Below are 26,628 nucleotides of genomic sequence, written 5' to 3'. Positions count from 1 at the left end.
GGTTACCGCCAGGTCCGCCACGCATATTCGGTCAAAAGACCCGTGATGACACCACCCACCAACAAGGTGGCCCAAATCGGGATCGTCGCCATCAACAACGCCCACTCCGCGCCGATCTCGAACACCGCCACCAGCGCCTCGAACGCGCCGTCATAGCGGTTCTTCATCGCGATCCGCACCATCTCGTTGCAGGACTGGATGAACAGCGCCCAGAACACCATGACGACCGGGCCGGTCAACCCCACATTGATCGCCGACACGATGCCCCGCCCCGCGCGCGAGCCCACCACCAGCCAGCCTGTCAGGAACCCCACAACCACGTTGACCTGCGTGAACCAGCCGAAATTGGTGCCCTCATCGAAAAGCGGCGGGATCATGCCCGACACGATAAAGGCAAGAATGGCCAAACCAACGGCGGCCACCAATTTGGCTGCGTTAGGCATTGGGCATGTCCTTCATGGTCTATCCGGGGCGTCTGATTGTGATCTGCGTCACATCACAGTTGGCACTTTCAAACGTCGCCGCGCAAGAGGTGAGGTAAAAATTCCACATCCGCCGGAACCGGTCGTCAAAGCCCATGTCGGCAATCTGGTCCCATTTTTCATTGAACGTCTCGTGCCAGCGCCGCAGCGAAATGTTGTAGCTCTGGCCAAATTCGATCGACCGTTCAACGGCCAGCCCGGCCTTGCCGATCTGGTCGCGCAACGCGCTGGGGCTGGGCAGCATGCCGCCGGGAAAGATATATTTCTGGATGAAATCCACCCCACGCTTGTAGACCTCCCACCGGCGGTCCTGCACGGTGATGATCTGCAATGTCGCCGTCTTGCCCGGCTTCAGCCGTTCGCGCACGGTCTCGAAATAGACGGGCCAGTATTTCTCGCCCACCGCCTCGAACATCTCGATGCTGGCGATCCCGTCATACAGGCCACGTTCGTCGCGGTAATCCTGCAACTTGAAATCGACCTGATCCGAAAGCCCTGCTTTTTCAATGCGTTCCTGTGCGTACTTGAACTGTTCTTCGCTGATGGTCAGCCCGGTGACCTTGAGGCCCCGTTCGCGTGCGGCATATTCCGCAAACCCGCCCCAGCCGCATCCGATCTCAAGGATATGATCGCCCGGCTGCGCGCCCATCTGGTCGACCATGCTGGCGTATTTGGCAATCTGCGCGGCCTCGTGGCTCTCCTGTCCGGTCTCGAACAGCGCGCTGGAATAGGTCATCGTATCGTCCAGCCACAGCCCATAGAACTCGTTGCCCAGATCATAGTGATAGCTGATGTTCTTCTTGGCCTGATCGCGGTGGTTGCGTTGCAGCCAGAACCGGAATTTCTCGAACTGGCGCACCAGCCCCATGCCGGGAAATCCGTCATAGATGTCGTCATTGTCCGCATGGGCCCAATCCATGAACGCCTGCAAATCCGGCGTGGTCCACCATTCATCCAGATAGGCGTCGCAAAATCCCAGATCGCCCTCGCGGATCAGGCGGGCAAACAGGTCTTCGTTGTGAATATGCACCTCGGCCACCGGGCCTGGATTGGGGCCTTCGGCGCGAAAATGCCGCCCGTCCGGCAGGACAAAGTCGATGCGGCCCTTGTTGACCGTCTGCAACAGCGCAAAGGCACGTGCAAAATATCGCGGCAAGTTCCGTTCGCCGTCCGTCGTTGTCTTGATCATGCGGTCTCCCCGTTCGCATTTTTGTCAAGCTAGCTTGACACCACCCGTCACGCAAGCGCGCTCGCAGTATTCATGTTCAGAAATCCCGGTTTTCATAGGCACTTAGCGCGATCTTGCGGCCTTCGTCGGCGGGCACGATCGGATCCGGGTAGTCGTCATCCGGTGACATCGCCCAGGTCTTGGGGATCGCATCGAAGAAGGACAGCGCATCGTCATGTTTGTTGCGGCGCCCTTCGGCGATCCAGCGGCTGACATAATCGCGGTTCTTATCGAACTTATCGAGCTGCGTGACCGGGTTGAACACGCGGAAATAGGGCGTCGCATCGGGCCCCGATCCTGCCGACCATTGCCAGCCCATCGCGTTGCTGGCCGGGTCCCAGTCGATCAGACAGTCCTCGAACCACTGCTGCCCGATCCGCCAATGGGTCATCAGGTGCTTGCACAGATACGAGGCGACGATCATGCGCCCGCGATTGTGCATGCGGCCCGTGACGTACAGCTCTCGCATGGCCGCATCCACGAAACGGATGCCTGTGCGCCCCTGTTTCCAGGCCCAGACCTGCGCCTTGCGCGCGTCCTCGTTCCACGGAAAGCTGTCCCAATCCTCTTTCCAGTTCTGGTCAAGGATGCGGGGTGTATGGTGCATCAGGTGATAGGCAAATTCGCGCCAAACCAGTTCTTTCAAAAAGGTTTCGGCACCGGCCTTGCCTTCCTCCAGCGCCCGCACGCCCGCGTGCCAGCACTGGTGCGGGCTGATCTCTCCGAGGGCCAGATTTTCCGACAGGTTCGAGGTGCGGTCCTCGGCAGGGATATCGCGCCCCGCATCATAGGTCGCGACCTTGGATGCCATGAACGCACCCAGCCGCGACTGCGCAGCACTCTCGCCCAGACGGACATGCGGGCGAACGACCTCCGCCCCGCGGTTCATTGCGGCCCCGAGGGTCCAGTCTTTGACGTCCTCGCTTTCGGGCCAAGTCCGGGGTGCCGGGATTGTGTCGGGCGTGGACAGCGGCGCATCCACGTCGCGGTCCTTTACGGATTTCCAAAACGGGGTGTAGACCTTGTAAAACCCGCCGGTCTTTGTCTCGGTCGTCCACGGCTCGAACATCAGGTGCCCGCCATAGCTGCGCGCATCGATGTCCTGTTCTTTGAGGGTTGCCTTGATCTTGCTGTCCCGCTCAACCGCCTGCGGATCGTAAAGGCGCGACCAATGTACCGCGCCCGCCCCCGTCTCGTCGATCAGCTGTAGCAGCACCTCCAGCGCATCGCCCGACCGCAAGGTCAGACGGCTGCCCTTCTCCGCCAGCGATTGCCCGAGATGTTCGACCCCCAGACCCCAGCGCCATTTCGGTGCCGCGCCCAGATCGTCCACGCTCCGATCCCGTATGACCAAAGGGATAACGGGCCGCCCGCTGTCGCAAGCCGCCTTTAACGCCGGATGATCGCTCAGCCGCAGGTCGCGACGAAACCACATGATGATCGGTGTGCTGCTCAAGTCCCCGTTTCCTTTTGTTATTCCGGGGTACGTAGGGCGGATACGTTTGGATCAAGACACAAACGGGTTCCCTTGGGTCACAACACGGCGTCCAGCGCGGTCAGAAGCTGATCGATCTCGGCGTCGCTGGTGTAGTGGGTAAAGCTGAGCCGGAGCACGCCCCGCGCTGCGTCCACCCCCATCGCGGCCAGCGCGCGCCCGGCATAGAAATCGCCCGCCCCCGCCATGATGCCGTGCCCTGCAAGGGCCGCCGCGACAGGTGCCGGATCCCGTCCCAGATCCAGCGCGATCGTCGGCGCGCGGCGCGCGGCATCCGTGGGGCCCAGAACGCGCAGGTCGTTGCGCCCCCCGAGCATGTCCATCACGCGGCCCAGAGCGTCGATCTCGCGGGCGCGCATGAGGTCGTGGACACTCTGTCCCCGCGGGGACACCTTGATGTCTTCACCACCCATATGGTGATCAAAGAGCGCATCCACATAATCTGCCATGCCAGCACAGGCCGCGACCTGTGCGTGATCGGGTCCGGCGGGCGTGAAACGCTTGGTCAGATCATCGCCGTTGAACACGTGCCCCTGATTGGGCAGCAGCTGCGCCAGCGCGCGGCGCACCACCATCAGACCCTGATGCGGGCCATAGGTCTTGTAGGCGGAAAAGAGATAGATGTCCGGCCCCAGCGTGCCCACGTCCGGAAAGCCGTGCGGCGCGTAACTGACCCCGTCCACACAGACAAAGGCCCCCGCCGCATGGGCCAGCGCGGTGATCTCGGTCACCGGGTTGATCTCTCCGACCACGTTGGAGCAATGGGGAAAGCAGACCAGCCGTACCTGTTCATCCAGGAGATCCTCGAGCGCGGCAGGATCCAGATGGCCTGTCGCGGGGTCGATCTGCCATTCGCGGATCTCGATCCCGCGCGCGGCCAGCCGCCGCCACGGGCCGGTATTGGCCTCGTGATCCTGATTGGTCACCACGATGGCCTCGCCCGGTTGCATCATGTCCGCAAAGGCCTGTGCCAGCACATAGGTGTTCTGGGTGGTGGAGGGCCCGAAGCTGAGCTCGTCTGCGTCAACGCCCAGCAAGGCAGACATGCGCGCGCGTGCCTCGTCCATCTCGGCCCCGCCCAGCCGGGACGCTTCATAGTCGGCATAGGGCTGCACCTTGCGCGCGGTATAGAACCGCGTCAGCCGGTCAATGACCTGTCGGCAGGCATAGCTGCCACCCGCGTTCTCAAAGAACGCCTGCCCCTGCAGGGACGGTTCGGCAAAGGCGGGAAACTGCGCGCGGACAAAGTCGAGATCGAGGGACATGGGACACACCTTGTGGCTGATGCACCTTTGAAACGAAAAAGGCCCCGGCGCGCAAGCACCGGGGCCTCTTTGGTTGGTATCGGTCAGAGCCGCTTATTCAGCGGGCGACAGGCCGTTGCCGGTGGCGCCCGGAATTTCCGAGTGGACCGCAGGCACGCCCGCCGCCTCGCGGCGCCCGTCATTGTAGATCGCCTTGATCAGAGCGATGCACATCAGTGCCATCACGATCGAGAACGGCAGCGCGCCGATCACCATCGCGGTCTGGATCGCCCCGGTCCCGCCAGAAATCAGCAGACCCGCGACCACAAGGCCAAGGGCTGCGCCCCAGAACAGGATGTGGGGACGCGCTTTGGGACCTTCGTCACCCGCGGCGTTGATGGTGTTCACGATCAGAACGGCCGAGTCAGCAGATGTGACAAGGAACGTCATCAGCAGAACAACGATCAGAACCGCCATGCCCCAGGCCAGAGCCTGCGCGATGGGCGCCAGCATGAACTCGGTCATGGCAAAGATCTTGTCACCATTGGCCGCGTCCAGAATGACACCGTTGGCGTCCCCGTTCAGTTCCAGATCAATGGCGGTGCCACCGGCCCAGGAGAACCAGACAAAGCACATCAGCGACGGCACGATCATGGCACCCAGCACGAATTCGCGGATGGTCCTACCGCGCGAGATGCGCGCCAGGAACAGACCCACGAAGGGTGCGAATGCGATCCACCAGGCCCAGTAGAACACCGGCCACCAGCCCTGCCATTGTGTGAGCAGGAACGCCTCTGAGCCTTCGACGCCGTCCGATGAATAGACGTTGAAGCTGAGCCATGGGAGCGCGATCAGGTAATCCCAGATACCGACAAAGAACGCTGCGGCCCCAAAGAATGTCGCACCAAAGATGATGAAGAAGCCCAGCAGGACAATCGACAGCACCATGTTGATGTTGGACAGCCATTTGATGCCCTTGCCAACACCGGACAGCGCCGACAATGTCGAGGCGCCCATGATAACAAGCAGGGCTACGATGATGCCCAGCGTTGTGGCAGAGCCATCCTCGAGCACCAGACCACCGATGCCGATACGGGTCAGACCCGCAACGAACTGTTCCACGCCAAAGCCCAATGTTTGTGCCACACCGAGGATGGTCGCAACCACGGCCACGATGTCGATGATGTTGCCCAGCAGCCCCGACAGGCGCGCGCCAAAGAGCGGCGTCAGCGACGACCGGATCGTCAGCGGCAGGCCGCGACGGTAGCTGAAGAAGGCCAGAGCCAGACCCGCGATGGCGTAGCACGCCCACGCGCCCAGACCCCAGTGCAGGAAGGACCAGACATAGGCCTCGCGCACGTTGTCCTCGCCCAGTGCGGTTGTGGCGCCCTGAATGACGGATGGGTTGTTTTTGAAGTGTGCCACAGGCTCGGCGACAGCCCATGTCAGCATGCCGACACCGATCCCGGCGCCGAACATCATCGAGAACCAGGAGAAGTTGGTGAATTCCGGTTTCTCGCCCGGTTGGCCGAGGTTCAGCTTGCCCGCTGTGGGCCAGATGGCCAGACCGATGCAGACGATCACAAAGAACGTCACCACCCAGATGTACCACGCGGCAAAGTTTGACAGGATGACGCTGTTCCAGTCGCCCAGGATGGTGCCGGCCTGGGTGGGCCAGACGATACACCACACCACGAGGATGCTGATGATGACCTTGCTGACCACCGCGACATTGACACTGAACCCGCGATAAAACCCCGTATCGGCGGTTTTGATCGGCAGCTCCGTGAGAGGAGGTTGAATAGACATGGCTTCCTTCCTGTTGTCATTTTTATGACAGTCAGCAAACCACGGGCGGCGTGATTGACGAAGTGTTAATTCCTCCCGTCAGGGTCGTTTATTGCAAAATATCGCCGTTTTCGGACAGCTGTGAAAAAGCGGCCCCGATCTTCAAGTTTTTGCCGGATGTCGCGCCGCGCTCTGCCATGCACGCGCGAATCACTCAGCGCGGCAGCGCGGCGCTGATCCGTTCGGCATGGGCCTTGATCGCATCCATGTCGCCCATCTGTCCCGGTGCGCGCATGGCCAGGCCTGCGTGGCGCGGATGGATGTGGAAATGCAGGTGGAACACCTCTTGCCCGCCTGCGGTCTCGTTGAACTGTTGCAGGGTGATGCCGTCGGCGTCAAAGGCGGTCTTGGCCGCGTTGGCGACCTTTTTCACGGTCGCCATCACAGCGGCCAGCTGTGCGTCGCTGGCGTCCAGGACGTTGCGACAGGGTGTCTTGGGGATGACCAGGCAATGTCCATCGGTACGGGGCATGATGTCCATGAAACACAAGGTGTCGTCGTCTTCGTACACCTTGAAGGACGGGATCTCGCCCCGCAGGATCTTGGCAAAGATGTTCTGGTCGTCATAGGCGGTCATGCGGGTCTCCGAAGCTGGCTCGAAGACCCGTGTAGCCCGATCAGGCGTTCACGTCGACCACGACGCGGCCCTTGACCTGACCCTTGAGAATGTCGGCGCCCAGACCGGGCAGATCCGACAGGGTCGCGGGCTGGATCATGGCGTCGAGCTTGTCCATGGGCAGGTCCTTGGCGATGCGCGCCCAGGCGCGGACGCGGTTGTCATAGGGCTGCATCACGCTGTCGATGCCCAGAAGGTTCACACCGCGCAGCAGGAACGGGATGACCGTCGCAGGCAGGGCCGCGCCACCGGCCAGACCGACGGCGGCGACGCTTGCCCCATATTCCATCTGTCCCAGCACGCGGGCCAGCATCGCGCCGCCCACGGCGTCAACACAGCCGCCCCAGGTCTCGCCCTCAAGCGGGCGCTTGGTGGTTTCGTTGATCTCTTCGCGCGCCACGATCTGGCTGGCGCCCAAGGATGTCAGGTAATCCGCCGTTTCGGGCCGTCCGGTCACGCCCGCCACCGTGTAGCCGAGATTGGCGAGAATGGCCGTGGCCACCGACCCCACACCGCCCGCAGCACCAGTAACCAGAACCGGCCCTGCCTTGATCCCGTGATCCTCCAGCGCCATGACCGACAGCATCGCCGTGAACCCGGCGGTCCCCACGGCCATCGCCGCACGCGTGTCCAGCCCCTCGGGCAGCGGCACCAGCCAGTCGGCCTTGACCCGCGCCTTTTGCGCATAACCACCCCAATGGGCCTCGCCCACGCGCCAGCCGGTCAGCACAACCTTGTCGCCGGGCTTGTAGCGGTCATCCTCGGACGCCTCCACGGTGCCTGCGAAATCGATCCCCGGCACATGCGGGTACTTGCGCACCAAACCGCCGCCAGGGCCAATGCACAGACCGTCCTTGTAGTTGACCGTGGAATACTCGACCGCAACCGTCACCTCGCCGGCGGGCAGATCGTCCAGCGACAACGCCTGCACCGCGGCGGAGGTCTTGCCGCTGTCTTCATCCTTGTTCACAACCAGTGCATTGAACATGTCGTTCTCCATTTCACGAAGGGTCCGTCCCTTCATTGTTCTTCAAATATGCCGGGGTCCGGGGCAGCGCCCCGGTCCTGCCCTTACAACCAGAACGCCTCTTGTACCGTGGCGCGGCGCATGCCGTCGAGGGTGTCGACCTCGAATTCGGTACCCGCATCCCAATGGGTCATGCGCACCATGCCGATGGAAACGTTGGTCTTGAAATCCGGCGACCACGCGGCGGAGGTCACCTGCCCCACACGCTTGCCCCCTGCAAGGATTGGCCAGGGCCGGTCGCAGCTGGGCACCGGTGCGCCGTGGATGGCGATTGGCCGGATCTGTTGCACCGGCCCTTCCTTGGACACCCTGAGCAGCGCGTCGCGGCCGATACAGCCAATCGCTGTCTGCGTGTCACAGAACCGGCCCAGCCCGCATTCATGCGGCGTGTTGTCGTCGGTCATGTCATTGCCATAGCTCAGCAATCCGCCCTCGATGCGCTCGATCCCGTTGGGGCACCCGGCGCGGACCTGCAAATCTTCGCCCGCATCAAAGAGCGCATTCCACAGCGGCATGCCCAGTTCGCCATTCTCCACATAGATTTCAAACCCACCCTGCTTGGAATAGCCCGAGCGCGCGATGGCAAGATCGCAGCCTTCAAACTGGAACATGTCAAAACGGAAGAACCGGATGTCGCGGACCCGTTCACCAAAGACACGCTCCATCAGGTCATCGGCCTTGGGCCCCTGCACCGCCAGCGGTGAGACGTCGGGTTCATCGACCAGCACATCCAGCCGGTAGCCATTGGCGATGCCCTTGACCCAGAGCAGCAGATCACTGTCGGCAATCGAGATCCACCAGCGGTCCTCGCTCAGTTTGACCGCCACGGGGTCGTTCAGCATGCCGCCGGTCTCATCGACGATGGGCACGTAATAGCACTGCCCCGGCAGCATCGAGCGCAGATCGCGCGGGGTCAGCATCTGCATCAGGCGACCCGCATCGGGGCCGCGCAGTTCCACCTGTCGTTCCACCGACACGTCCCAGACCTGCACGTGGTCCTTGAGGTGGCGGTAGTCCGCTTCGACGCTGTCGAATACGGTCGGCAGGAGCATGCGGTTGTAGACGGTGTATGCCTTGACGCCCGCGGCTTCGACACCATCAGAGAAAGGCGTGCGGCGCAGCCGACGCGACGGAGAGATGACTGCCATGTATTACTCGTCCTCTGGCATGAAAATGAGGTCACTGACCGGCGCGGTGAGACCCGCGGCGGTCATCATCGCGTGGACCTGGCCACGGTGATGGGTTTGATGATTGAACAGCTGCGCAATGCACTGTTCGAGCGGTGCGTGCATGTCGGCCTTCAAGGTGCCGGAATACCAAGACAATTCGCCCTTCATATCGATGGTCTTGAGCGTGTCGGCCCACATGCGGATTGCGCCGTCCATGCGAAAACGGTCCGCGCTCCATACGGCAAAGGTCGGGGTATAGTCGAGGTGCCATGCGCCCGGGTCCGGTGCAGTCACGGCACTGGTAAACCGGCTCATCCACAGGGTATCGCCCCACAGCAGGTGGTTGAGCGTCTGCATGATCGACCCGAAGAATGCCCCGCGATCCTCGCGCAGCATCGCGTCGGGCGCCTCTTTCAGCCCCTCCGTCAGCTGGCGGTTTTGCCACGCGTTGTAACGGGCCATGGTACGTACATAACCCGCGTCGATCACAGCGCCGCTCCGATCATGGTTTTGGGCCTTTCCAGTCAATCGGGCAGATTTCGGCAGATTTGCCACCAAAGTCCCAGATGCGGCCATAGTCGCGCACCTTGGACTTGGTGCCGCGCGCCGCGATGATGTCCGGGCCCATCCAGTATTTGTTGTTGGTGAGCATGACGGGGTGGTCCGGATCCGCGCCGTCGATCATTTCGATCTCGCCCTGGATCTTGCGCCCGATATAAAGCCCGCGTTTCTTGCCATCGCGCACGATTTCGACCTTCTCGCGCTCGGCGCCCACGATGTCGCTGACGAGCATTGTGAAGAGGCCCGTGGTGCCGCCCGCGGTGCCGGAGAAGATTTGCAGGATGCCGTTATAGGCCTTGCCGCTGGCGCGCTCGTCCACATAGGCGGCGACCTTCCATCCGCCCTCGGCCATGAGCCCCGGAATTTCCACCATCAGGCCGACGTTGAGGCCCGAGAGGTCTTCGCCCTCGAAATGTCCTTCGTCGATGGCAATCGCCATCCACGCATAGCAGTGCCCTTCGGTGGGGGGATGCTTGCCCAAGCTGACCACGCACGGACAGAAGACCGTGCAGGAGCAGTTCATGAACAGCTCACCCTTGATGGCCCATTCGGTGGGCGTCATCTGACGGCGACCGGGGTTTGGCATTCGGCTGTCGATGCGCTGACTGATCGGCAGGCGATCCGCGTCGGGGCGTTTCTTTACGGCCATCTTATCCTCCGTTGACGACGGGCCAGGCCAACACGGCCAGCCCTGCAAGGGTCAGCACGACCCCCATTGGTTTTGAAACGACATGCCCGATCTGGGGCAATTTTTCGAGCACCATGAACAGTGTGGCGAGGCCCATCCAAAGAAGGCTCATCACCCCGCCGACAAAGCCGAGCGCCATGAAGCCCCAGCAGCAGCCGACGCAGAACGCACCGAGGCCAAGGCCCATGCGCAGCCCACCGCCAAAGCCGGTGCGCCAGTGTCCAAGAAAATACATCATCGGGCTATGGCAGACGCCATGGCAGATCTCTTTCGCGCGGGTGAATTGGAACAGACCGACGGCAATGAGGAGGATGCCTGCAAATGTCGTGGTCTTGGATATGCCCAGCATGTCGATGATGCCGCCATAAAGCAAGGCCAGTTGCACGCCCGTGATCAGGGCGGCAAAAGCGACCCACACGACAAAGTAGCCCAAGAGCACGCCCAACCACCCGGCGCGGGTGCCGTCGGCGGAGACCATCAGCGCCTCGTAGCTGCGCAAGGTGGGCACCAGCGTGGGCAGCATCATCGCGGCCATCATGATCGCCCACATCGCGTATAGTGGGCCAAAGCTGGCCATCGGCATGTACATGGGCATGCGCGGGTCCATCGCGGCCATCCGCGCGCCCATCTCGCCGGGGCGCCCCAAGAGGTCGACATCCATCGACAGCGACATGGAATACATCATCCACCACGCCGCCAGGATCGTCCCGAAGAACCCCAGCCAGAGCGTGGACCGAACAAGATGCGGCATGTGTCCTCCCCGACGACGATGCGACTCAATGCTTGCCAGATTAAATGTCAGACATTAAAATGTAAGACAAATGAAAATTGATCCAGACAGCACAGTTGATCTCTCTGCCCAGATTGCCAAGGCGATCCGGGATGCCATCATAGCGGGAGATTTGATTGTGGATCAAAGGCTTCCCAGCGAGGCGGAACTGGCTGATCACTTTGACGTATCGCGGCCCACGGTGCGTGAGGCGTTGAAACGACTCGCCGCGCAATCGCTGATCCGGACGCAGCGCGGGGCCACGGGCGGCGCATTCGTCAATCGGCTGCGGTTCGAGGATGCCTATGCCCAGCAGGTCACGACCTCGACCCTGCTTTTGTCCATGAACGCGGTCAGTTTCGATGTGGCCTGCGAGGCGCGCTATGCGCTGGAACGCGCCTGCGCGCCCCTGTCGGCAGAGCGGCGCACCCCGGACCAGTTGGCGACCATGCGCGCAGAGATCCACCGGCAGGGCCAGCCCGGCCTGACGGATGAGGCGTTCTGCGCCTCGGACGTGACGTTTCACAGGGCGCTGGTCGACGGGGCGGGCAACAAGGTGCTGTCCTACCAGCTGGCCGGCGCTGTCGAGGCGATGCAGCCTCTGATGAACATGATCACCTTCACCGCCCGGTCGCGCGAGGCGATCGTGGCGCTGCACACGGATATCGCGGATGCAGTCGAGGCGCGGGATGCGCCCAAGGTCGACGCGACCCTCATCAAATTAGAAGCCTACACGCGCGAACTGGCCCATTCGGTTGTCGCTTTGAAAGAAGCGCGCAAATCGGATGGCGCCACAACACGTGCGCACGGGGCCGCAAAAGAGGAGCAAGAGACCGCCTGATCCCTCGATAGAGGTCGCAAAGACACGTGGGGGGCCGGGCACGGATTGAAACAGTGCTTCAGGGAGGAAGCTGATGAATTTGAGACCAGACCCCACATTTTATCCCTCGCCCAAGGACGCCATCAAGGCCCCGGTCGAGACGCTTGCCTTTACGTTGATGTTGAGCCCGGACGGGACCAAGCCCGATGGGCTGGCCGTGGTGGATGTTGACCCCGGCAGCGACACCTACGGTCAGATCGTGCACGAGCTTTATGTGCCGAACCTTGGCGATGAATTTCACCATTTCGGCTGGAACGCCTGTTCCTCGGCGCTGTCGCCGCTGACCGGCCATGCGTTTCTGGAACGCCGGTACCTGATCATTCCCGGCATTCGGTCGTCGCGGATCTACATCATCGACGTCAAGGACCCGATGGACGCCAAGATCCACAAGATCATCGAACCCGAAGAATTGATGGCCAAGACCGGCTATTCCCGCCCGCACACGATCCATTGCGGCCCCGAAGGCATCTATGTCTCGACCCTTGGTGGTGGTGGCGCGGACGGGACCGACGGCCCTCCGGGCATCTTTATCATGGATTGCGAGACGTTCGACATTCTGGGCCGCTATGAAATGGACCGTGGCATTCAGGACAAGCACTATGATTTTTGGTGGAACCTGCCGCGCGATTACATGGTGAGTTCCGAATGGGGTCTGCCGCCGCAGTTCGAGAATGGTGTGGTGCCGGAGGACCTGCTGAGCAACAAATACGGCCACACGATCCATTTCTGGGATCTGCGTGGGCGCAAGGTCGTGAAATCGCTGGATCTGGGTGAAAACCACCAGATGGCGTTGGAAATCCGGCCCGCCCATGACCCGGTGAAGGAATACGGGTTCTGCGGCGTGGTGGTGGACACCACGAACCTGCAAGGCGCGATCTTTACCTGGTGGCGCGATGAGGACGGCGAATGGCAGGCCAAGAAGACGATCACGATTGATCCCGTGCCTGCGGATGCCGACGACCTGCCGGACCTGCTGAAAGGGTTTGGGGCCGTGCCGCCGCTGGTGACGGATATCGACCTGAGCCTTGATGACAGGTTCCTCTATGTCGCGTGCTGGGGACTGGGCGAGATGCACCAATACGATGTGTCCGACCCGATGAACCCGGTTCTGGCGGGCAAGGTCGAGATTGGTGGGATCGTGGCCAAGCACAAGCACCCGAATGGCGAAGACTTTGGTTACGGCCCGCAGATGGTCGAGATCAGCCGCGACGGCAAACGCGTCTACTGGACCAACTCGCTCTATTCCACATGGGATGATCAATTCTATCCCGGTGATCGCGGGGCGGCGATGGTTATGGCACATGTGGGCGAGAACGGTGGGCTGACGCTGGACGAAAAGTTCTGGACCAAGTTCCCCGAAGGCTATCGCAGCCACCAGATCCGGCTGGAGGGCGGCGACTGTTCGACGGACAGCTTCTGCTATCCGTCGGTCGGCTGATGGACATGACGACTGCGGCGGGCCTCTGGCTCGCCGTGATCCTTTCCGGGCTCTATCACGGGCTTAACCCCGGCATGGGCTGGCCGCTGGCGGTGTCCTCGGCTCTGTTCGAGCGGCGGCGGTCGGCGCTGTGGCCTGCGCTGGGCGCGCTGAGCATCGGGCATTTCGCGGCGATGCTGGGCATTCTGCTGCCGTTTTCGATGATGACCCTGCTGATCGATCACCAGCGCGATATCCGTATCGGCGCGGGTGTGATCGTGATCGGCATGGGGCTGTATCTGGCGATCACGCGGCGGCATCCGCGGTTTCTGGCGCGCATTCCGCCGCACAAGCTGACGCTGTGGTCGTTCCTTGTGGCGCTGGCGCACGGGGCGGCATTGATGTTGGTGCCGATCTATCTGGGCCTTTGCGCGATCGAGGAACTGGACGCGGGCCACCGCGCGGCCTCCGCGCTGATGGCGACCACGGCGCTGGCGTTGGGGGTGGCGGTGCTGCACACGGTGGCGATGATCGGATCGGGTGGCGCGCTGGCCTATGCGGTGCACCGCTGGCTGGGCTTGCAATTCCTGAGCCGCAGCTGGTTCGACCTTGAGCTCTTTTGGGCGCTGAGCCTGATCGTGGTGGGGGCCGTGGGCCTCTGGACCGCGATCTGAGGATTTCTGATTGACGTAGCGTCCGCAGGCCGCGACTGTGGCGGGAATGCGGTGCGGTTTCGGGTGATCCAGAATATGTTGCGGTTGATTGACGAGACCCTCGGCAAATGGCTGCGCCATCTGTTTTTCATCATCGTCCGGGCCTATTTCGCGCTGTTTTACAATGTCGGCTGTTCGGGCAAGCACCTGTTGCAGGATACGCAGGGGGCGCTGTTGCTGGCCACTCATGTGAGCCGCCTAGACGGGCCGCTGATCGCCGCGATCCTCTACACGACCCAGCGGATCCGGCCGGTGGTGCACTACCACGAATATCACAACTGGTTGCAGTGGTTTCCGATGTTCGTGGCCCGCGCGATCCCGGTCAGCTCGCCCAAGAAATGGACGCCCGAACGGCGGCAGGCGCGCAAGGAACAGAGCATGGGGCGCATCATGGCCGTATTGGACAAAGGCGAAAGCATCCTGCTGTTCCCGGGCGGTCATGCCAAGCGGCAGGCCCGCGAGGTCATCGCGCCGCATCTGTCGGGCGCCTATGACATCCTGCAGGCAAAGCCCGACCGGCCCGTCCTGCTGGTGCGCATCGAGGGGCTGAGCAAGTTCCAACCTGTACGGCACGATTACTTCTGGAGCTTTATCGGCATCCAGAAAGGACGCCGCCATGTGTCGGTCGATATCCGCATGGTCGAGGATCTGGATCTGTCGCTGGATCTCGCTGCGTTCAACGCGGACCTCGAAGCGCGATTCAATACACCGATTCCTTCGGTGTTCTGACACAGGACCTTGCTGTGCTGCCTGCGCGCCCTACCTGCGGTCCATGATAGACATGATCAACATATTCGCGGCGCTTTTGACCGTGGCCTTTGGGCTCTTTGGATTTGTGGCGCCGCGCTACACCGCGTCGGCGCTGGATCTGGTGCCCACGGGCAGCACCATGGGCCTGAGCGAGATGCGCGCCTCTGTGGGCGGGCTGTTTGTGGTGGCGGGGCTGGCCGCGATATGGCTGGGCGCGCCGCTGGGCTATGCGATGATCGGGTTCGCGTTCACCGGGGCCGCCCTTGGGCGCGTTCTGTCGCTGGCCTTTGATCAGCCGCCCCTGCGCAAGGTTGTGATCTTTGGCGGGGTCGAGGCGGTGCTGGCGGCGTGGTTCCTGTCGGCAAACCTTTCCAGCGTCGTTTAATCGTTACCAGGCAATATGTTGCTGCCCCATTTTGATCTGACACATGGACACCGGCATGGCAAAAAACCGGCCCGTATGTCCCGTGACAGATTGTAATTCCTCGAGGGATATCCTATGTATTTGCTGTCCTTCGGGACTATGGACATAAACGCGCTCGTAATAAGCGGATCGGACCCGGGGGCGGTACCCGGCGTCTCCACCAAACATCCTTCATTTGGGGATCATGGGGACGAAATAGGATCGACGGACGTCTAAAGGGGTTAGCTTTGTCTCGGCTGTCTGCCACCGTTACCGGCGAAACTTGTACAATTGCAAATGACAATCGTGCTCCGATGGCAGTAGCGGCGTAAGCCGTTCCTAATATCGAAAATTAAGCCCTTGCGCCTAGCCGCGTAAGGCGGGGTTCGCAGGCACCTGGCAACAGAAGCCTGCACTTTCCCTCTTCTTTTCAACCTTTGTTAATGCGGCCTCGGTAGTGTCGGAACATTCCTGATGACGATTGGCGGAGAGCCGTGGCATGCCGCACAAGATCGAGACATTGCGCACCTACTTTGACGAGGTTTGGGTCAAGGGCAATGTCGACGCGTTGAAAACCGTTCTGGCCCCTGACGCGCGCACCCGCGGGATCATGGGGGAAATGCCGTTCGCGGTCGATGACATGGTGGAACTGGTGAGCATGGTGCGCGAATTGCTGGGCCCCATCACGGTCGACATCCCCGTGACCGTGGATCAGGGCGATTGGCTGTCGGCCGTGGTCGAGATCAAGAGCCATGCGGCTCATTCGGGCGATCCAGTGCATGTGTTCAACCATATGATCGTTCGTTTCGACGGCCCGAAGATGATTGAGCTTTATAGCGGGGTTGATTCATTGATGTTGTTTGAACAGCTGGGCCTGATGCCCGAGAACGCGCTGGCAATCATGCTTGGCGGGACACGATTGCAATGAGCCTGGACATGGGACAGGACGCGCCAGTGCCCACGTCCGTTATCCTGCGCCGGTTCTATCAGGAGGTCTGGGAAGGCGGCAGGCTGGATGTCATCGAACGCTATTTCCACCCAGAAACGCCGGATCACATCCTGATCGATGACCGCGCCGTGGAGCCGCACGAGGTGCGCGAATGGATGGAGATACTGCGCAGTCTTGTCACCAATATGAAAGTTGAGTTCATCCACACGGTCGATGAGGGCGATTGGTCCGCCGCACTGATGCGGGTGCGCTGTGATTGCAACCGGACGCGCAAGCCCATTGAAGTCTACCAGCAGATCATGAGCCGTCAGAAAGACGGCAAACTGATCGAAAGCTATCCCCAGTTCGACCTCTTGCGGTTCTTCGAACAGCTCGACCAACTGCCCGAGAACGCCTATGCGCTGCTGATGGGGGGCTTTCGCCTCGGCTAGGGACGCAGGCTTGACGCGCCGTCCCTTGCGCCGCTATCACGGGGCCATGGGGTTCGGCGCGAACACCCCGTGAGGCGACAGCCCAACGTTCGCATGTTTCCAGAGTGAAGGATGCATGCTCATGGCTGCCCCAAACGAAATCACACCCAGGCAATTGTTGCGGCTGATCGGCACGCCGGATGCGCCGGTCATTGTCGATGTCTGCATCGATGCGGATTTTGAGGCTGACCCCCATCTGATCCCGACGGCGCGCCGGATCGCGCACACGGACATCGACGCCATTCGGTCTTGTGTCGGAGCGCGCGCCTGCGTGATTGTCTGTCAGAAAGGCCGCAAGCTGAGCCAGGGCGTGGCTGCCTTGCTGAACGCGGACGGACACCGCGCCGAATACCTTGCGGGCGGCATGATGGCGTGGCGTGAGAGCGGCGCGCCCGGCATTCCGGCCGCCGTGGTACCGCCGCATGTCGACGGCGCAACGCTGTGGGTGACGCGGCACCGGCCCAAGATCGACCGCATTGCCTGCCCTTGGCTGATCCGCCGCTTTGTCGATCCGGGCGCGCGGGTGCTGTTCGTGGCACCGGGCGAGGTGCTGGACGTGGCAGACCGGTTTGGCGCAATCCCCTTCGATGTCGAGGACACGTTTTGGAGCCATCGTGGCGACGCCTGTACTTTTGATACCATGCTGGAGGCATTTGCGCTGGACCTGCCCGCGCTGGAACGGATGGCGCAGGTAGTGCGGGCCGCGGACACCAACCGTCATGATCTCGCCCCGCAGGCGGCGGGATTGCTGGCGCTGTCCGTCGGGCTGTCGCGACAGTACCGGGACGATCAGGCGCAGCTGGACGCCGGGATGGCGATCTATGACGCGCTGTATCGCTGGGCACGCGACGGGTTTGACGAGACCCATGATTGGCCCGGAGGGCGCGGCACATGACGGAGCCCACATGGTCGCAGATGACACGTGTGTTCGGACGGATCGGCCTTTTGTCCTTTGGCGGACCTGCGGCGCAGATTGCGTTGATGCACGACGCGCTGGTGGTGCGGGAAAAGTGGCTGAGCGAGGATCAGTATCTGCGCGCGCTGTCGCTGTGCATGTTGTTGCCAGGGCCGGAGGCGATGCAGCTGGCCACCTATGGCGGATGGCGGTTGCGCGGCGTGGCCGGTGGGCTGCTGGCGGGGTTGCTGTTCGTGGTGCCGGGTGCGCTGGTGATCATGGCGCTGGCGCTGGGCTATGTCTGGGTCGGCGATCTGCCGCTGGTGCAGGCGGGCTTTCTGGGGATCAAGGCGGCCGTCATCGTGATCGTCGTGCAGGCGTTGATGCGTCTGGCGCGCAAGGCATTGCAAGGGCCGTTGGCCTGGGCGTTGGCGGGGTTGGCCTTTGTTGCGCTGTTTGTGTTTGGCGTGCCGTTTCCGTGGATCGTGGTCGGGGCCGGGATCGTGGGATATGCGCGGGCACGCGGTGATGCCGTCCCTGCCCCGCCCCCGGCCCGCGTGAACAGTTTGCCCACGGTTGCGGTCTGGGCCGCACTCTGGGCGGCTCCGGTCGTGGCACTCTGGGTGTTTGCGCAGGAGTTCCTGCTGCAGATCGCGCTGTTTTTCTCCAAACTGGCGGTGGTGACCTTTGGCGGGGCCTATGCGGTGCTGGCCTATATGACGCAGGCCGTTGTGCAGGATTACGGCTGGATTACAACGACTCAGATGATCGACGCGCTGGGCCTGGCCGAGACGACGCCCGGTCCCCTGATCCTGGTGACCGAGTTCGTGGCCCTGCTTGCGGGCTATGCGCAGGGGGGCGTTGGCATGGCGCTGGCCGCTGGAATGGTCGCGTTGTGGGTCACGTTCACCCCATGTTTTCTCTGGATCTTCGCAGCTGGCCCGTATCTTGATCACATCGCGGCGCGCCCGCGACTGGCAGCGGCCCTGCGCGGGATCACGGCGGCGGTCACGGGCGTGATCCTGAACCTGTCGGTCTGGTTTGCGCTGCATGTCCTGTTCACAAGCGTCGGCACCGTGCGGGGCCTTGCCCTGCCCGTGCCACAGCTTGCCACGCTGGACGTGGCCGCGCTGGCCCTGACATGTCTCGCGGCTGTGTTGATGCTTGGGATACGATTGAGCCTGTTTGCTTCACTGTCGGTGATGGCCGCACTGGGATGCGGCGTTTTCCTCTTGGGGTTCACTTAATCCGCGCATTCGTGCAACCGGCTCTTTTCACTGGCGGGAATTGGGATATGGTAATGACGAACCGCACGAGGACTGCCATGAGCCGGAACATCGATTACGGCAACTTGATGCATGAGGCCATGCGTGGCCTCATTCGCAAAGTGTTGACCGACGTGGCCGAGAACGGCCTGCCCGGAGCGCATCATTTCTTTATCACCTTTGACACGAGCCACCCGGATGCCGAGTTGGCCGACTGGCTGAGCGACCGCTATCCCGGCGAGATGACGGTTGTGATGCAGCATTGGTATGACAAGCTGGATGTGGGTGCCGAAGGATTTGCCGTCACGCTGAACTTTGGTGACGCGCCAGAACCGCTGTATATTCCCTATGACGCCATCAAGACCTTCGTAGATCCGTCCGTGGAATTCGGGCTGCGGTTCGAGACGCAAGGCGATGATCAGGACGAGGATGCGCCGGCGTCGCCGCCCGAGATCCTGCCCAGCCCGGCATCTTCCGCCCCCAAGGCTGTCGATATGGACGGAGCGGCCAAGGGAAAAGCCGACGGCAAGGACGCCGACGTCGTTTCTCTGGACAGTTTCCGCAAATAGCTTTGCGTCTTATTTCCTGGTGAGAAAGGTTTCGACCGCGCGCTGGATCTGTCCATCGCGGATCGACTGGAACCGCAGATTGAGGCCGCCTTCGGCCAGGGTGCGGTCGTATTGTTGCAGGTTGTAACCGCCCTCGGCATCGACAAAAAGCGAATAGACCGTCAGCGTCCCATCAGTGATGCGCGCCCAGACGTAGGGCTCGCCTTTCATCGGATCAAGCTGAACCTCATGGCCAAACACGTTCTTGCGCTGGGCCGCAGCATAGACGGCGGGGCGCCCGCTCGGCACGAAGTCGATGGAATAGGATTTCTCGGATACCTTGCCCGAGGCGCGATAGGTAATCGACGTCCATTGCACCCGGAAGCCGTCGCGCGTTTCAGAGATTTCGACGCTCATGTCGCGGGGTGTCTTGGTGCCGTCCTGTGCGGTGATCTCGGCCGAACCGGCGTAAGAACCCATGAACGGATCAGCATCCGCGCGCGCCTGACTGGCCAGAAGTCCAAGGGCAAGCGCCAGAAGAACCAACGCACCGATCAGTTGCGGGACCACAGAAACGGCAAGTTCACGTTGGGCTGGCATTTCGTTGGGCTCCTGATCTGCGCACATCTCTTCTCAATATAGGGATGCTCACACGCTGTTGCACCTATCGTGATCAATTTTGCACAGATCACAAGGTCACAACTTGGTGGGCTCACCGCTTGTTTGTGCCGACGCCGCCCGGTACAGGAAAAGGGCATTTGAATTTCTAGCAAGGAGCCGCCAGATGGCCGACACCCGCACCGAAACCGACAGCTTTGGCCCGCTCGAAGTACCGGCAGACAAGTATTGGGGTGCCCAGACACAGCGGTCGATCATGAACTTCCCCATCGGGTGGGAAAAGCAGCCCATCGCCGTGGTGCGCGCCCTTGGCGTGATCAAGCAGGCCTGCGCCATGCAGAACAAGGCGCAAGGTACGCTGGATGCCAAGCTGGCGGATGCGATCATTCAGGCGGCCTCCGAGGTTGTGGCGGGCAAGTTTGACGACAATTTTCCGCTGGTGGTCTGGCAGACCGGATCGGGGACGCAGTCGAACATGAATGCCAACGAGGTCATCGCCAACCGCGCAATCGAGCTGCTGGGCGGTGTGATCGGGTCGAAGGATCCGGTCCATCCCAACGATCATTGCAACATGGGCCAGTCGTCGAATGATACGTTCCCCACGGCCATGCACATCTCGACCGCGATGACTGCGCGCGATGTTCTGCTGCCGGGGCTGGAAAAGCTGCACGCCGCGCTGGAGGACAAGGTCGCGGCCTTTGACGGCATCATCAAGATCGGGCGCACGCATACACAGGACGCGACCCCGCTGACGCTGAGCCAGGAGTTTTCCGGCTACAGCCATCAGGTGGCGATGGGCATTCAACGGGTCAAGGACGCGCTGGGCCGGATTTACGAGCTGGCACAGGGCGGCACCGCCGTGGGAACGGGCCTGAATACCAAGGTCGGCTGGGCCGAGGCGGTCGCGGGGCATATGGCGGACATTACCGGCCTGCCCTTTGTTACGGCACCGAACAAGTTCGAGGCGCTGGCCGCCCATGATGCGATGGTCGAGATGTCCGGGGCGCTGAAGACGGTTGCCGCATCGCTCTTCAAGATCGCCAATGACATCCGGTTGCTGGGTTCGGGCCCCCGCTGTGGTCTGGGCGAACTGGTGCTGCCCGAGAACGAGCCGGGATCGTCGATCATGCCGGGCAAGGTCAACCCGACCCAGTGCGAGGCGCTGACGCAGGTCTGTGCCCATGTGATGGGCAACGATGCCGCCGTAGGCTTTGCCGGCAGCCAGGGGCATTTCGAGCTGAACGTCTACAAGCCGATGATGGCCTATAACGTGCTGCAATCCATGCAGCTTTTGGGCGACGCCAGTTCGGCATTCACCGACAACCTTGTTGTGGGTCTGCAAGCGGACGAGGTGCGGATCGACAAGCTGATGCGCGAATCTCTGATGCTGGTGACGGCGCTGGCGCCCGAGATCGGCTATGACAACGCGACGAAGGTGGCCAAGACCGCGCACAAGAACGGCACGACCCTGCTGCAAGAGGCGATTGCCCTTGGGTTCGTGGACGAAGAGACGTTCAACCGCGTGGTGCGCCCCGAAAACATGATCGGACCCAAGTGAGCGCACCGATCAACCTGAACAAGGTGCGCAAGGCGCGCGCCCGTGCGGCCAAGAAGGCGCAGGCCGCGGCCAACGTCATCGCCTATGGCCGCACGAAATCAGAGAAGACGCACGCAGAACTGGAAAATTCCCGTTCTGCGCGTGATCTGGATGGAAAAGCCTTGGACACGCCACCGTATGGCACGGATGACGACCCCAAATCGCCATAAACGCGCGCCATAACGGTCGTCAGTCGTGTAAAAGGTAACCCGTGATGACCCAAGAGCTGGACACAGAAAAGGCTGCAAAGCAACGCGTGCGCGCCCTGCGCCGGGCCCGCCGGTATATCCGCGCAAACGAAGGATCGTTGGCGCGCGTGCTGAACACCTATGCGCGGATTGCGGAGCTGGACCCCGCGCGCCGGTTCTGGGGCGACCAGTGAGCGGACGACCGCAAAAACGTTCCCTGACCCTCAAAGGCCACCGGACCAGCGTATCGCTGGAGGCCGAATTCTGGATCGCCTTCCGCGAAATAGCTGCGGCAAAATCCATGCCAATCAACGCCCTGGCGAGCGATATTGATGCAGAACGTGACCCCGAGACCGGTCTGGCCTCGGCGATCCGGGTTTACGTGCTGGCCTGGTACAAGGATCAGGCGATGGACGCGTCGTAAATCGTCTTGATGTTCGCGCCGAGGGCCGCGACGAAATCCGCATCCGACATGTCACGCTGCAACCCTTCGGTAAGCGCACGGCTGAAGCTGGCGATCATCTTGTGGTTCTTGGCCAGACGCGCGCTGGCGTCCGCCGTGGAATAGCCGCCTGACAGCGCCACGACGCGCATGACACGCGGGTGATCAGCGAGTGCATCATAAAGGCCCGGCTGCTCCGGCAAGGTCAGCTTGAGCATGACGTCCTGCCCTTCGGACAGCGCATTGATGCGGTCCATCAGCGTGGCGGCCAGCATGTCTTCGGCCTGGGCCTTGGTTTCGGAATGGATATTCACCTCGGGTTCGATGATCGGCACCATGCCCGCCGCGATTACCTCTTGGGCGACGGCCATCTGGTTGTCGACGATGGCCGCGATGCCATCGGCGTTGGCGGAATGCACGACCGACCGTTCCTTGGTGCCAAAGACGCCCATCGCCTTGGCCGCCGCGAGAGTGTCCGCGAGACCCGGAATGGACTTCAGCAGTTGCACGCCGTTGGCCTCGTCCTCGAGCCCCTTGTCGATCTTGAGGAACGGCACAACGCCGCGCTTGGCCCAGAGGTGTCCCGGCACCGCATCGCCCTGGATGGTTTCGTTCAGCGTCTTTTCAAACAGGATCGCGCCGATCACCTTGTCCTTGGTGAAATCGGGGGCGAGGATGATCCGCTCGCGCATGCGCTGGATTTCGGCGAACATCGCCTCTTCGCTGTCGTAGTCGTTGGCGTCCACGCCATAGAGCGCCAGCGCCTTGGGAGTGGACCCGCCCGATTGATCCAAAGCGGCGATGAAACCTGCGCCTTTTTCCATCTGGTCGCGCATTTTCGTAAAGTCGGTCATCGGGGTCTCCAAAGTGACAAGGGCAATTGACGATGGTCTAACCCATTCCTTTCACGGCGTTAATCCCGTGGCGCGCATGTTAGCGCTGACGGTGGCACAAATTTAGCCAGATGCCTTCTTTGGCGCGCACGGTCAGGTGGGCGACGGGCACGGGCGTCCGGTCTGGCACGCATGTTACCCGCATATCGCGCAGCAGACGGGCCAGGATCAGTGGCCCCTCGACCATGGCAAAGCCGGCGCCGGTGCACACGCGCGGCCCGGCCGAAAAGGGGATATAGGCGTCACGTGCACAGGCCTTGCCGTTTTCGGTGTGCCAGCGTGCGGGGTCGAAATCGTCCGGCCGGTCCCATAGCCGTTCATGCCGGTGCAGGTGCCATGGGCTGAGCACCAATTGGCTGCCCTTGGGTACGTCGCGGTCGCGGAACCGTTCGGGGCATGTGGCCTCGCGCACCATCATCGGCACCGGCGGATAAAGCCGCAGGGTCTCGCGGAACACGTCACGGGTGACGGGCAGTTGCGACATCACCGAAAAGTCGCAGGTGGTCAGGGCCTGCGCCTCTGCCGCGACCTTGTCCTGCCAATCGGGGTAAAGTGCCATCAGATAGAGCGCCCAAGCCAGCGCGGAGGCGCTGGTTTCGTGCCCGGCCAGAAAAAAGATCGCGACCTGATCGACCATTTCATCCGGCGCGAATGTGTGGCCGGTTTCGGGGTCCACGGTTGTCATGATCTTGGTCGCCAGATCGTCGGGTGCGGTACCTGCGGCGATTTCGGCGGCGCGGGTGTCGACCAGTTGCGCAATCAGCGCGCGGATCCGGGCGGCGCTGGCGCGGGTGTCCTTGCGAAACAGGCGCGGCATCCAGCGCGGCAGCGGCACGAAGGCCGCAAGGTTCAGAATGGGTTGGCTGCGCTGATAGGCGCGGAATTCGTGAAACACTGCAGAGGCCAGCTCGTTTTCGATCGGGATCGAGAACAGCGTGCGAAAGATCACGTCCGCCGCGGCGTGGCTGGTGTGTTCCTCGATCTCGGTCACGCCCTCGGGCAGCCGGGTCGCCGCCGCCTCGGAGGCGTCCCACATGGCCGGAAAGGTCTCGCGCAGCCGCCCGCCTTCAAAGGCCGGGTCGATGATGCGGCGCTGGCGTTTCCACGTCTCGCCATTGGTCAGAAACACCGAGTTGCCCAGCAGCGGGCGCAGCCCTTCGCCGATGCGGTCGGATTTGGGGAAGGTGTCGGGCCGATCCTTGAGCACGGTTTTCACCAGATCGGGTTGGTTCATCATGTAGCTGCGGAAAAACGGCGTGCGGAATTCGGCCATCCATGCGCGATAGAGCCGTGCGGGCTGTGCCGACAGGATGTCCTGACGAAAGAGCTGCATGTAGCGCCAGAGCGACACGCGGTCCGGGCGGCTGGGCGGTTTGGGCGGGATCATGCGGCCATCGACGTGTATTTCGACACCGCGTGATCGATGCGCGATTTCGACGGGGGCCGGTCTGCATAACGGGTGGCCAGTGTCTGAGGCCCGGCGGTGATCTGGAAATAGTCGTAGTCCTTGGGCCGGTCAAAGGCGCACATGTACTGGAAATGCAGGCGAAAAAAGCGCCAGCGCAGTTCGGCCCACCGCTCCGCGCTGAGCGTTTGGGTGAAGGCCGCGGAAAAGACAAGCGGCCAGCGTTTGTCTGCAGGGGCCACGCCCGACACCGATACCGGATCGCAAAGCGCAAAGGCGCAACCGTCGCCCGGTGCGGTCACGTCGACCCAGGCCAGTTCGGGGCGGGCCGACAGGTAGTGCAGATCGGCGCGCAGCCGGTCGGCCTCTGGCAGGAACGACACCATCGGCACCACCTGCCCCAGCGACAGGAAGGACAGTGCGGGGCCGTGCTCGGGCACCCGACCGGCGCGGATCAGATCGGCCAGGATCGACACACCCAGATGCGCGCCAGATGAATGGCCGACCACCAGCACCTCGTCCACGTCGTCCCGGAGGGCCGCGGAGATACTGTCGCCAAAGGCCGCCATGCGCGCCTCGAGCGGGGCGGGGTTGCGCCCGCGAGAGGCCGCGGAATAGGCGTAGTCGTGCATCAGGTAGTAGGCAAAGAACTTGCCATCCTTGGATTTGAACCATCGCAGCACCACGACAAAGGCGACAGAGCCCAGAGCGGCCCCGCCCCACGCGCCCGCCGTACCCGCCAGCCCCAAACCGATACGCCAAAGTGCGGCCCAAATGGCGAGGGCGATCAGCAGCTGCGCCAACAACATACCCACAGGATAGAGTGCGGCGATCACCGGCCCCTTGCGCAGCCGCATCAGGCGGCGCAAGGCGCCGGTTGCGATATAGGTCCAGGCGGTGCGGATCAGCTGGGCATAGGTGCCGGGGATGGACGCGTCCATGCTGTCGCGCACGATGTCGGACCAGACCAACACGTCGATGTCGCTGTGCACGCCGCGGCCGTCAATCTGTGCGTCAACCTGCCAGCCATAGTGGCCTTCGCCCGTCTTGGGCTTCAACCCGATCTCATAACCCGAGATGGCCGCCTGCGCAGCGCCTTCCTTGCGGTACAGTTCCCTGTACCGGCGCGGGTGGATCGGGTCGTAGCCGGGGATATAGAACACCCGGCGGCGCGACACGTGATGTGGATGCGAACTGCTCATGACTGCACCTCTGTTGGCGTCAGTCTAGCGCAAGTGTTGGACCAAAGTAAGGCGTTCGGCGGGCGCGGTCAGCCCAGCGTTGCCAGCGCCGGAAACTGTTCCAACAGCCAGAAGGAAAAGCGGGTGAACAGGCCAAAGAGCATCGCGGCCCCTACGAGCAGCAAGAGCGCGCCCATGATCTTTTCGATCAGGCCCATATGCCGTTTGATGCGGTTCATCAGCCCCATTGCACGGCTCATGAACATCGCGGCCAAAAGGAACGGAATGCCGAGGCCCGCCGCATAGATGCCCAGCAGGAAGGTGCCCCGTGTCACCGACGCCTCGGAGGCGGCAAGGGTCAGGATCGCCCCCAGTTGCGGGCCGATGCATGGGGTCCAGCCGAAGGCAAAGGCAAGGCCCAGAACATAGGCGCCAAAGGATGACCCACCCTGATCACCCGCCTCCATCCGCGCCTCTCGGTCGAGAAACGGGATGCGGAACACACCCAGAAAATGCAGGCCGAACACCATGATGACCGCGCCCGAGATCTGGGCGAACAGCACTTGGTTCATCAGGAAAAACGCGCCAAAGGCCGACGCGGCAAAGCCCAGAATGATGAACACCGTGCTCAGCCCCAGCACAAAGAACAGCGCGGTGATCGTGGCGCGGTGCCGGCCGGAGCGGCCATCGGACATCTCGCTGACGGTCATGCCCGACATATAGGCCAGGTAAGGCGGCACGATCGGCAGCACACAGGGGCTGAGAAAGCTGATGATGCCCGCAAGGAGCGCCACGCTCATCGCAGGCAGCAGGCTTGCGTCGATGATATCAATTCCAAACATGTCTCTCCCCTACCCCGTGCGTGGGCCCGCGTCACGGGCCACGTG

General features: G+C 62.2%; 30 protein-coding genes and 1 other RNA gene. 15 read left to right on the top strand and 16 right to left on the bottom strand.

Annotated features, from left to right (window positions below; genetic code table 11):
* Positions 1–2: 2 nt before the first annotated feature.
* From Q0949_RS16685 to Q0949_RS16635, 11 genes are all read right to left on the bottom strand, one after another.
* A complete protein-coding gene (locus Q0949_RS16685; protein ID WP_299374827.1) occupies positions 3–443 on the bottom strand; it encodes a TrgA family protein in 441 nt (146 codons plus the stop codon).
* 19 nt (positions 444–462) lie between these two features.
* Positions 463–1,671, bottom strand: a complete 1,209-nt coding sequence (locus tag Q0949_RS16680; RefSeq protein ID WP_299374824.1) for a cyclopropane-fatty-acyl-phospholipid synthase family protein — start codon at positions 1,669–1,671, stop codon at positions 463–465.
* Between the two features lie 76 nt (positions 1,672–1,747).
* Positions 1,748–3,166, bottom strand: a complete 1,419-nt coding sequence (locus tag Q0949_RS16675; RefSeq protein ID WP_299374821.1) for a deoxyribodipyrimidine photo-lyase — start codon at positions 3,164–3,166, stop codon at positions 1,748–1,750.
* A 77-nt stretch (positions 3,167–3,243) separates the two neighbouring features.
* Positions 3,244–4,470, bottom strand: coding sequence for an aminotransferase class V-fold PLP-dependent enzyme (locus tag Q0949_RS16670; RefSeq protein ID WP_299374819.1), 1,227 nt, complete (start codon positions 4,468–4,470; stop codon positions 3,244–3,246).
* 93 nt (positions 4,471–4,563) lie between these two features.
* Entirely contained in the window at positions 4,564–6,258 is a 1,695-nt protein-coding gene (locus Q0949_RS16665; protein WP_299374816.1) for a BCCT family transporter, read from the bottom strand.
* A gap of 193 nt (positions 6,259–6,451) precedes the next feature.
* A complete protein-coding gene (locus Q0949_RS16660) occupies positions 6,452–6,874 on the bottom strand; it encodes an HIT family protein (RefSeq protein WP_299374813.1) in 423 nt (140 codons plus the stop codon).
* Positions 6,875–6,914: 40 nt separating this feature from the next.
* On the bottom strand, positions 6,915–7,901 hold the full coding sequence (acuI, locus tag Q0949_RS16655) for an acryloyl-CoA reductase (protein ID WP_299374810.1): 987 nt from the start codon (positions 7,899–7,901) through the stop codon (positions 6,915–6,917).
* 83 nt (positions 7,902–7,984) lie between these two features.
* A complete protein-coding gene (locus tag Q0949_RS16650; RefSeq protein WP_299374807.1) occupies positions 7,985–9,088 on the bottom strand; it encodes a dimethylsulfoniopropionate demethylase in 1,104 nt (367 codons plus the stop codon).
* 3 nt (positions 9,089–9,091) lie between these two features.
* The gene (locus Q0949_RS16645) at positions 9,092–9,571 is read right to left on the bottom strand and encodes a DinB family protein (RefSeq protein WP_299374804.1); all 480 of its coding nucleotides are present in this window, start codon (positions 9,569–9,571) and stop codon (positions 9,092–9,094) included.
* A gap of 40 nt (positions 9,572–9,611) precedes the next feature.
* Positions 9,612–10,319, bottom strand: coding sequence for a DUF1326 domain-containing protein (locus tag Q0949_RS16640; RefSeq protein WP_299374801.1), 708 nt, complete (start codon positions 10,317–10,319; stop codon positions 9,612–9,614).
* A gap of 1 nt (position 10,320) precedes the next feature.
* On the bottom strand, positions 10,321–11,109 hold the full coding sequence (locus tag Q0949_RS16635; protein WP_299374798.1) for a DUF2182 domain-containing protein: 789 nt from the start codon (positions 11,107–11,109) through the stop codon (positions 10,321–10,323).
* A gap of 70 nt (positions 11,110–11,179) precedes the next feature.
* On the opposite strand from Q0949_RS16635, the gene Q0949_RS16630 reads away from it, so the two are divergent.
* The 11 genes from Q0949_RS16630 (at position 11,180) to Q0949_RS16580 (ending at position 19,438) form a co-directional block, all read left to right on the top strand.
* Positions 11,180–11,968: an FCD domain-containing protein gene (locus Q0949_RS16630; protein WP_299374795.1), complete on the top strand. Its 789-nt coding sequence runs from the start codon at positions 11,180–11,182 to the stop codon at positions 11,966–11,968.
* Between the two features lie 73 nt (positions 11,969–12,041).
* The gene (locus Q0949_RS16625; RefSeq protein WP_299374792.1) at positions 12,042–13,445 is read left to right on the top strand and encodes a selenium-binding protein SBP56-related protein; all 1,404 of its coding nucleotides are present in this window, start codon (positions 12,042–12,044) and stop codon (positions 13,443–13,445) included.
* Between the two features lie 5 nt (positions 13,446–13,450).
* The gene (locus tag Q0949_RS16620; RefSeq protein ID WP_299374872.1) at positions 13,451–14,098 is read left to right on the top strand and encodes a hypothetical protein; all 648 of its coding nucleotides are present in this window, start codon (positions 13,451–13,453) and stop codon (positions 14,096–14,098) included.
* A 75-nt stretch (positions 14,099–14,173) separates the two neighbouring features.
* On the top strand, positions 14,174–14,866 hold the full coding sequence (locus Q0949_RS16615) for a 1-acyl-sn-glycerol-3-phosphate acyltransferase (RefSeq protein ID WP_299374789.1): 693 nt from the start codon (positions 14,174–14,176) through the stop codon (positions 14,864–14,866).
* Between the two features lie 43 nt (positions 14,867–14,909).
* On the top strand, positions 14,910–15,272 hold the full coding sequence (locus Q0949_RS16610) for a DUF4345 family protein (RefSeq protein WP_299374786.1): 363 nt from the start codon (positions 14,910–14,912) through the stop codon (positions 15,270–15,272).
* Positions 15,273–15,358: 86 nt separating this feature from the next.
* Positions 15,359–15,707, top strand: a transfer-messenger RNA (tmRNA) gene (gene ssrA, locus Q0949_RS16605).
* Between the two features lie 82 nt (positions 15,708–15,789).
* Positions 15,790–16,218 carry a nuclear transport factor 2 family protein gene (locus Q0949_RS16600; RefSeq protein WP_299374783.1) on the top strand — a complete coding sequence of 143 codons (429 nt, stop codon included), beginning with the start codon at positions 15,790–15,792 and terminating at the stop codon, positions 16,216–16,218.
* A complete protein-coding gene (locus tag Q0949_RS16595) occupies positions 16,215–16,670 on the top strand; it encodes an ester cyclase (RefSeq protein WP_299374780.1) in 456 nt (151 codons plus the stop codon). The genes Q0949_RS16600 and Q0949_RS16595 overlap by 4 nt, the downstream gene beginning before the upstream one ends.
* A 121-nt stretch (positions 16,671–16,791) precedes the next feature.
* Entirely contained in the window at positions 16,792–17,604 is an 813-nt protein-coding gene (locus tag Q0949_RS16590) for a sulfurtransferase/chromate resistance protein (protein WP_299374777.1), read from the top strand.
* Complete coding sequence (gene chrA, locus Q0949_RS16585; RefSeq protein ID WP_299374774.1) at positions 17,601–18,851, top strand: chromate efflux transporter; 1,251 nt, start codon at positions 17,601–17,603, stop codon at positions 18,849–18,851. Before Q0949_RS16590 ends, chrA begins: the two co-directional genes overlap by 4 nt.
* Before the next feature lie 77 nt (positions 18,852–18,928).
* Positions 18,929–19,438, top strand: a complete 510-nt coding sequence (locus Q0949_RS16580) for a ClpXP protease specificity-enhancing factor SspB (RefSeq protein WP_299374771.1) — start codon at positions 18,929–18,931, stop codon at positions 19,436–19,438.
* A gap of 9 nt (positions 19,439–19,447) precedes the next feature.
* Here the strand turns inward: Q0949_RS16580 and Q0949_RS16575 are convergent, their stop codons facing one another.
* The gene (locus Q0949_RS16575) at positions 19,448–20,017 is read right to left on the bottom strand and encodes a hypothetical protein (RefSeq protein ID WP_299374768.1); all 570 of its coding nucleotides are present in this window, start codon (positions 20,015–20,017) and stop codon (positions 19,448–19,450) included.
* Between the two features lie 184 nt (positions 20,018–20,201).
* On the opposite strand from Q0949_RS16575, the gene fumC reads away from it, so the two are divergent.
* From fumC to Q0949_RS16555, 4 genes are read left to right on the top strand one after another with little or no spacing between them, the layout of a single operon-like run.
* The gene (fumC, locus tag Q0949_RS16570; RefSeq protein WP_299374766.1) at positions 20,202–21,593 is read left to right on the top strand and encodes a class II fumarate hydratase; all 1,392 of its coding nucleotides are present in this window, start codon (positions 20,202–20,204) and stop codon (positions 21,591–21,593) included.
* Positions 21,590–21,802, top strand: a complete 213-nt coding sequence (locus Q0949_RS16565; protein ID WP_299374763.1) for a DUF4169 family protein — start codon at positions 21,590–21,592, stop codon at positions 21,800–21,802. The genes fumC and Q0949_RS16565 overlap by 4 nt, the downstream gene beginning before the upstream one ends.
* Before the next feature lie 44 nt (positions 21,803–21,846).
* Positions 21,847–22,014 carry a hypothetical protein gene (locus Q0949_RS16560; RefSeq protein WP_299374760.1) on the top strand — a complete coding sequence of 56 codons (168 nt, stop codon included), beginning with the start codon at positions 21,847–21,849 and terminating at the stop codon, positions 22,012–22,014.
* Positions 22,011–22,244: a ribbon-helix-helix domain-containing protein gene (locus tag Q0949_RS16555; protein ID WP_299374757.1), complete on the top strand. Its 234-nt coding sequence runs from the start codon at positions 22,011–22,013 to the stop codon at positions 22,242–22,244. Before Q0949_RS16560 ends, Q0949_RS16555 begins: the two co-directional genes overlap by 4 nt.
* Here the strand turns inward: Q0949_RS16555 and Q0949_RS16550 are convergent.
* From Q0949_RS16550 to Q0949_RS16535, 4 genes are all read right to left on the bottom strand, one after another.
* Positions 22,223–23,116 carry a fructose bisphosphate aldolase gene (locus tag Q0949_RS16550; RefSeq protein ID WP_299374754.1) on the bottom strand — a complete coding sequence of 298 codons (894 nt, stop codon included), beginning with the start codon at positions 23,114–23,116 and terminating at the stop codon, positions 22,223–22,225. The genes Q0949_RS16555 and Q0949_RS16550 overlap by 22 nt on opposite strands.
* A gap of 79 nt (positions 23,117–23,195) precedes the next feature.
* Positions 23,196–24,542: a cytochrome P450 gene (locus tag Q0949_RS16545; RefSeq protein WP_299374752.1), complete on the bottom strand. Its 1,347-nt coding sequence runs from the start codon at positions 24,540–24,542 to the stop codon at positions 23,196–23,198.
* Positions 24,539–25,762, bottom strand: a complete 1,224-nt coding sequence (locus Q0949_RS16540) for a hypothetical protein (protein WP_299374749.1) — start codon at positions 25,760–25,762, stop codon at positions 24,539–24,541. Before Q0949_RS16540 ends, Q0949_RS16545 begins: the two co-directional genes overlap by 4 nt.
* A 68-nt stretch (positions 25,763–25,830) precedes the next feature.
* Positions 25,831–26,583 (bottom strand): cytochrome c biogenesis protein CcdA, encoded by a 753-nt coding sequence (locus Q0949_RS16535; RefSeq protein ID WP_299374746.1) that lies wholly within the window; start codon positions 26,581–26,583, stop codon positions 25,831–25,833.
* Positions 26,584–26,628 lie beyond the last annotated feature (45 nt).

This window comes from uncultured Tateyamaria sp. (assembly GCF_947487805.1).
Taxonomy (GTDB): Bacteria; Pseudomonadota; Alphaproteobacteria; order Rhodobacterales; family Rhodobacteraceae; genus Tateyamaria.
Note: the sequence above shows the minus strand (reverse complement) of the source record. Positions and strands in the feature narration are given on the sequence as shown.

Excerpts from the sequence above, each read along its gene's own strand:
- Q0949_RS16630 (WP_299374795.1), top strand. The coding sequence starts at position 11,180 with ATGAAAATTGATCCAGACAGCACAGTTGATCTCTCTGCCCAGATTGCC.
- Q0949_RS16610 (WP_299374786.1), top strand. The coding sequence starts at position 14,910 with ATGATAGACATGATCAACATATTCGCGGCGCTTTTGACCGTGGCCTTT.
- Q0949_RS16575 (WP_299374768.1), bottom strand. The coding sequence starts at position 20,017 with ATGCCAGCCCAACGTGAACTTGCCGTTTCTGTGGTCCCGCAACTGATC.
- fumC (WP_299374766.1), top strand. The coding sequence starts at position 20,202 with ATGGCCGACACCCGCACCGAAACCGACAGCTTTGGCCCGCTCGAAGTA.
- Q0949_RS16550 (WP_299374754.1), bottom strand. The coding sequence starts at position 23,116 with ATGACCGACTTTACGAAAATGCGCGACCAGATGGAAAAAGGCGCAGGT.
- Q0949_RS16660 (WP_299374813.1), bottom strand. The coding sequence starts at position 6,874 with ATGACCGCCTATGACGACCAGAACATCTTTGCCAAGATCCTGCGGGGC.
- Q0949_RS16600 (WP_299374783.1), top strand. The coding sequence starts at position 15,790 with ATGCCGCACAAGATCGAGACATTGCGCACCTACTTTGACGAGGTTTGG.
- Q0949_RS16545 (WP_299374752.1), bottom strand. The coding sequence starts at position 24,542 with ATGATCCCGCCCAAACCGCCCAGCCGCCCGGACCGCGTGTCGCTCTGG.
- Q0949_RS16665 (WP_299374816.1), bottom strand. The coding sequence starts at position 6,258 with ATGTCTATTCAACCTCCTCTCACGGAGCTGCCGATCAAAACCGCCGAT.
- Q0949_RS16615 (WP_299374789.1), top strand. The coding sequence starts at position 14,174 with ATGTTGCGGTTGATTGACGAGACCCTCGGCAAATGGCTGCGCCATCTG.
- Q0949_RS16595 (WP_299374780.1), top strand. The coding sequence starts at position 16,215 with ATGAGCCTGGACATGGGACAGGACGCGCCAGTGCCCACGTCCGTTATC.
- Q0949_RS16590 (WP_299374777.1), top strand. The coding sequence starts at position 16,792 with ATGGCTGCCCCAAACGAAATCACACCCAGGCAATTGTTGCGGCTGATC.
- Q0949_RS16670 (WP_299374819.1), bottom strand. The coding sequence starts at position 4,470 with ATGTCCCTCGATCTCGACTTTGTCCGCGCGCAGTTTCCCGCCTTTGCC.
- Q0949_RS16540 (WP_299374749.1), bottom strand. The coding sequence starts at position 25,762 with ATGAGCAGTTCGCATCCACATCACGTGTCGCGCCGCCGGGTGTTCTAT.
- Q0949_RS16640 (WP_299374801.1), bottom strand. The coding sequence starts at position 10,319 with ATGGCCGTAAAGAAACGCCCCGACGCGGATCGCCTGCCGATCAGTCAG.
- Q0949_RS16620 (WP_299374872.1), top strand. The coding sequence starts at position 13,451 with ATGACGACTGCGGCGGGCCTCTGGCTCGCCGTGATCCTTTCCGGGCTC.
- Q0949_RS16625 (WP_299374792.1), top strand. The coding sequence starts at position 12,042 with ATGAATTTGAGACCAGACCCCACATTTTATCCCTCGCCCAAGGACGCC.
- Q0949_RS16650 (WP_299374807.1), bottom strand. The coding sequence starts at position 9,088 with ATGGCAGTCATCTCTCCGTCGCGTCGGCTGCGCCGCACGCCTTTCTCT.
- Q0949_RS16680 (WP_299374824.1), bottom strand. The coding sequence starts at position 1,671 with ATGATCAAGACAACGACGGACGGCGAACGGAACTTGCCGCGATATTTT.
- Q0949_RS16635 (WP_299374798.1), bottom strand. The coding sequence starts at position 11,109 with ATGCCGCATCTTGTTCGGTCCACGCTCTGGCTGGGGTTCTTCGGGACG.
- Q0949_RS16645 (WP_299374804.1), bottom strand. The coding sequence starts at position 9,571 with ATGGCCCGTTACAACGCGTGGCAAAACCGCCAGCTGACGGAGGGGCTG.
- Q0949_RS16685 (WP_299374827.1), bottom strand. The coding sequence starts at position 443 with ATGCCTAACGCAGCCAAATTGGTGGCCGCCGTTGGTTTGGCCATTCTT.
- chrA (WP_299374774.1), top strand. The coding sequence starts at position 17,601 with ATGACGGAGCCCACATGGTCGCAGATGACACGTGTGTTCGGACGGATC.
- acuI (WP_299374810.1), bottom strand. The coding sequence starts at position 7,901 with ATGTTCAATGCACTGGTTGTGAACAAGGATGAAGACAGCGGCAAGACC.
- Q0949_RS16535 (WP_299374746.1), bottom strand. The coding sequence starts at position 26,583 with ATGTTTGGAATTGATATCATCGACGCAAGCCTGCTGCCTGCGATGAGC.
- Q0949_RS16580 (WP_299374771.1), top strand. The coding sequence starts at position 18,929 with ATGAGCCGGAACATCGATTACGGCAACTTGATGCATGAGGCCATGCGT.
- Q0949_RS16560 (WP_299374760.1), top strand. The coding sequence starts at position 21,847 with ATGACCCAAGAGCTGGACACAGAAAAGGCTGCAAAGCAACGCGTGCGC.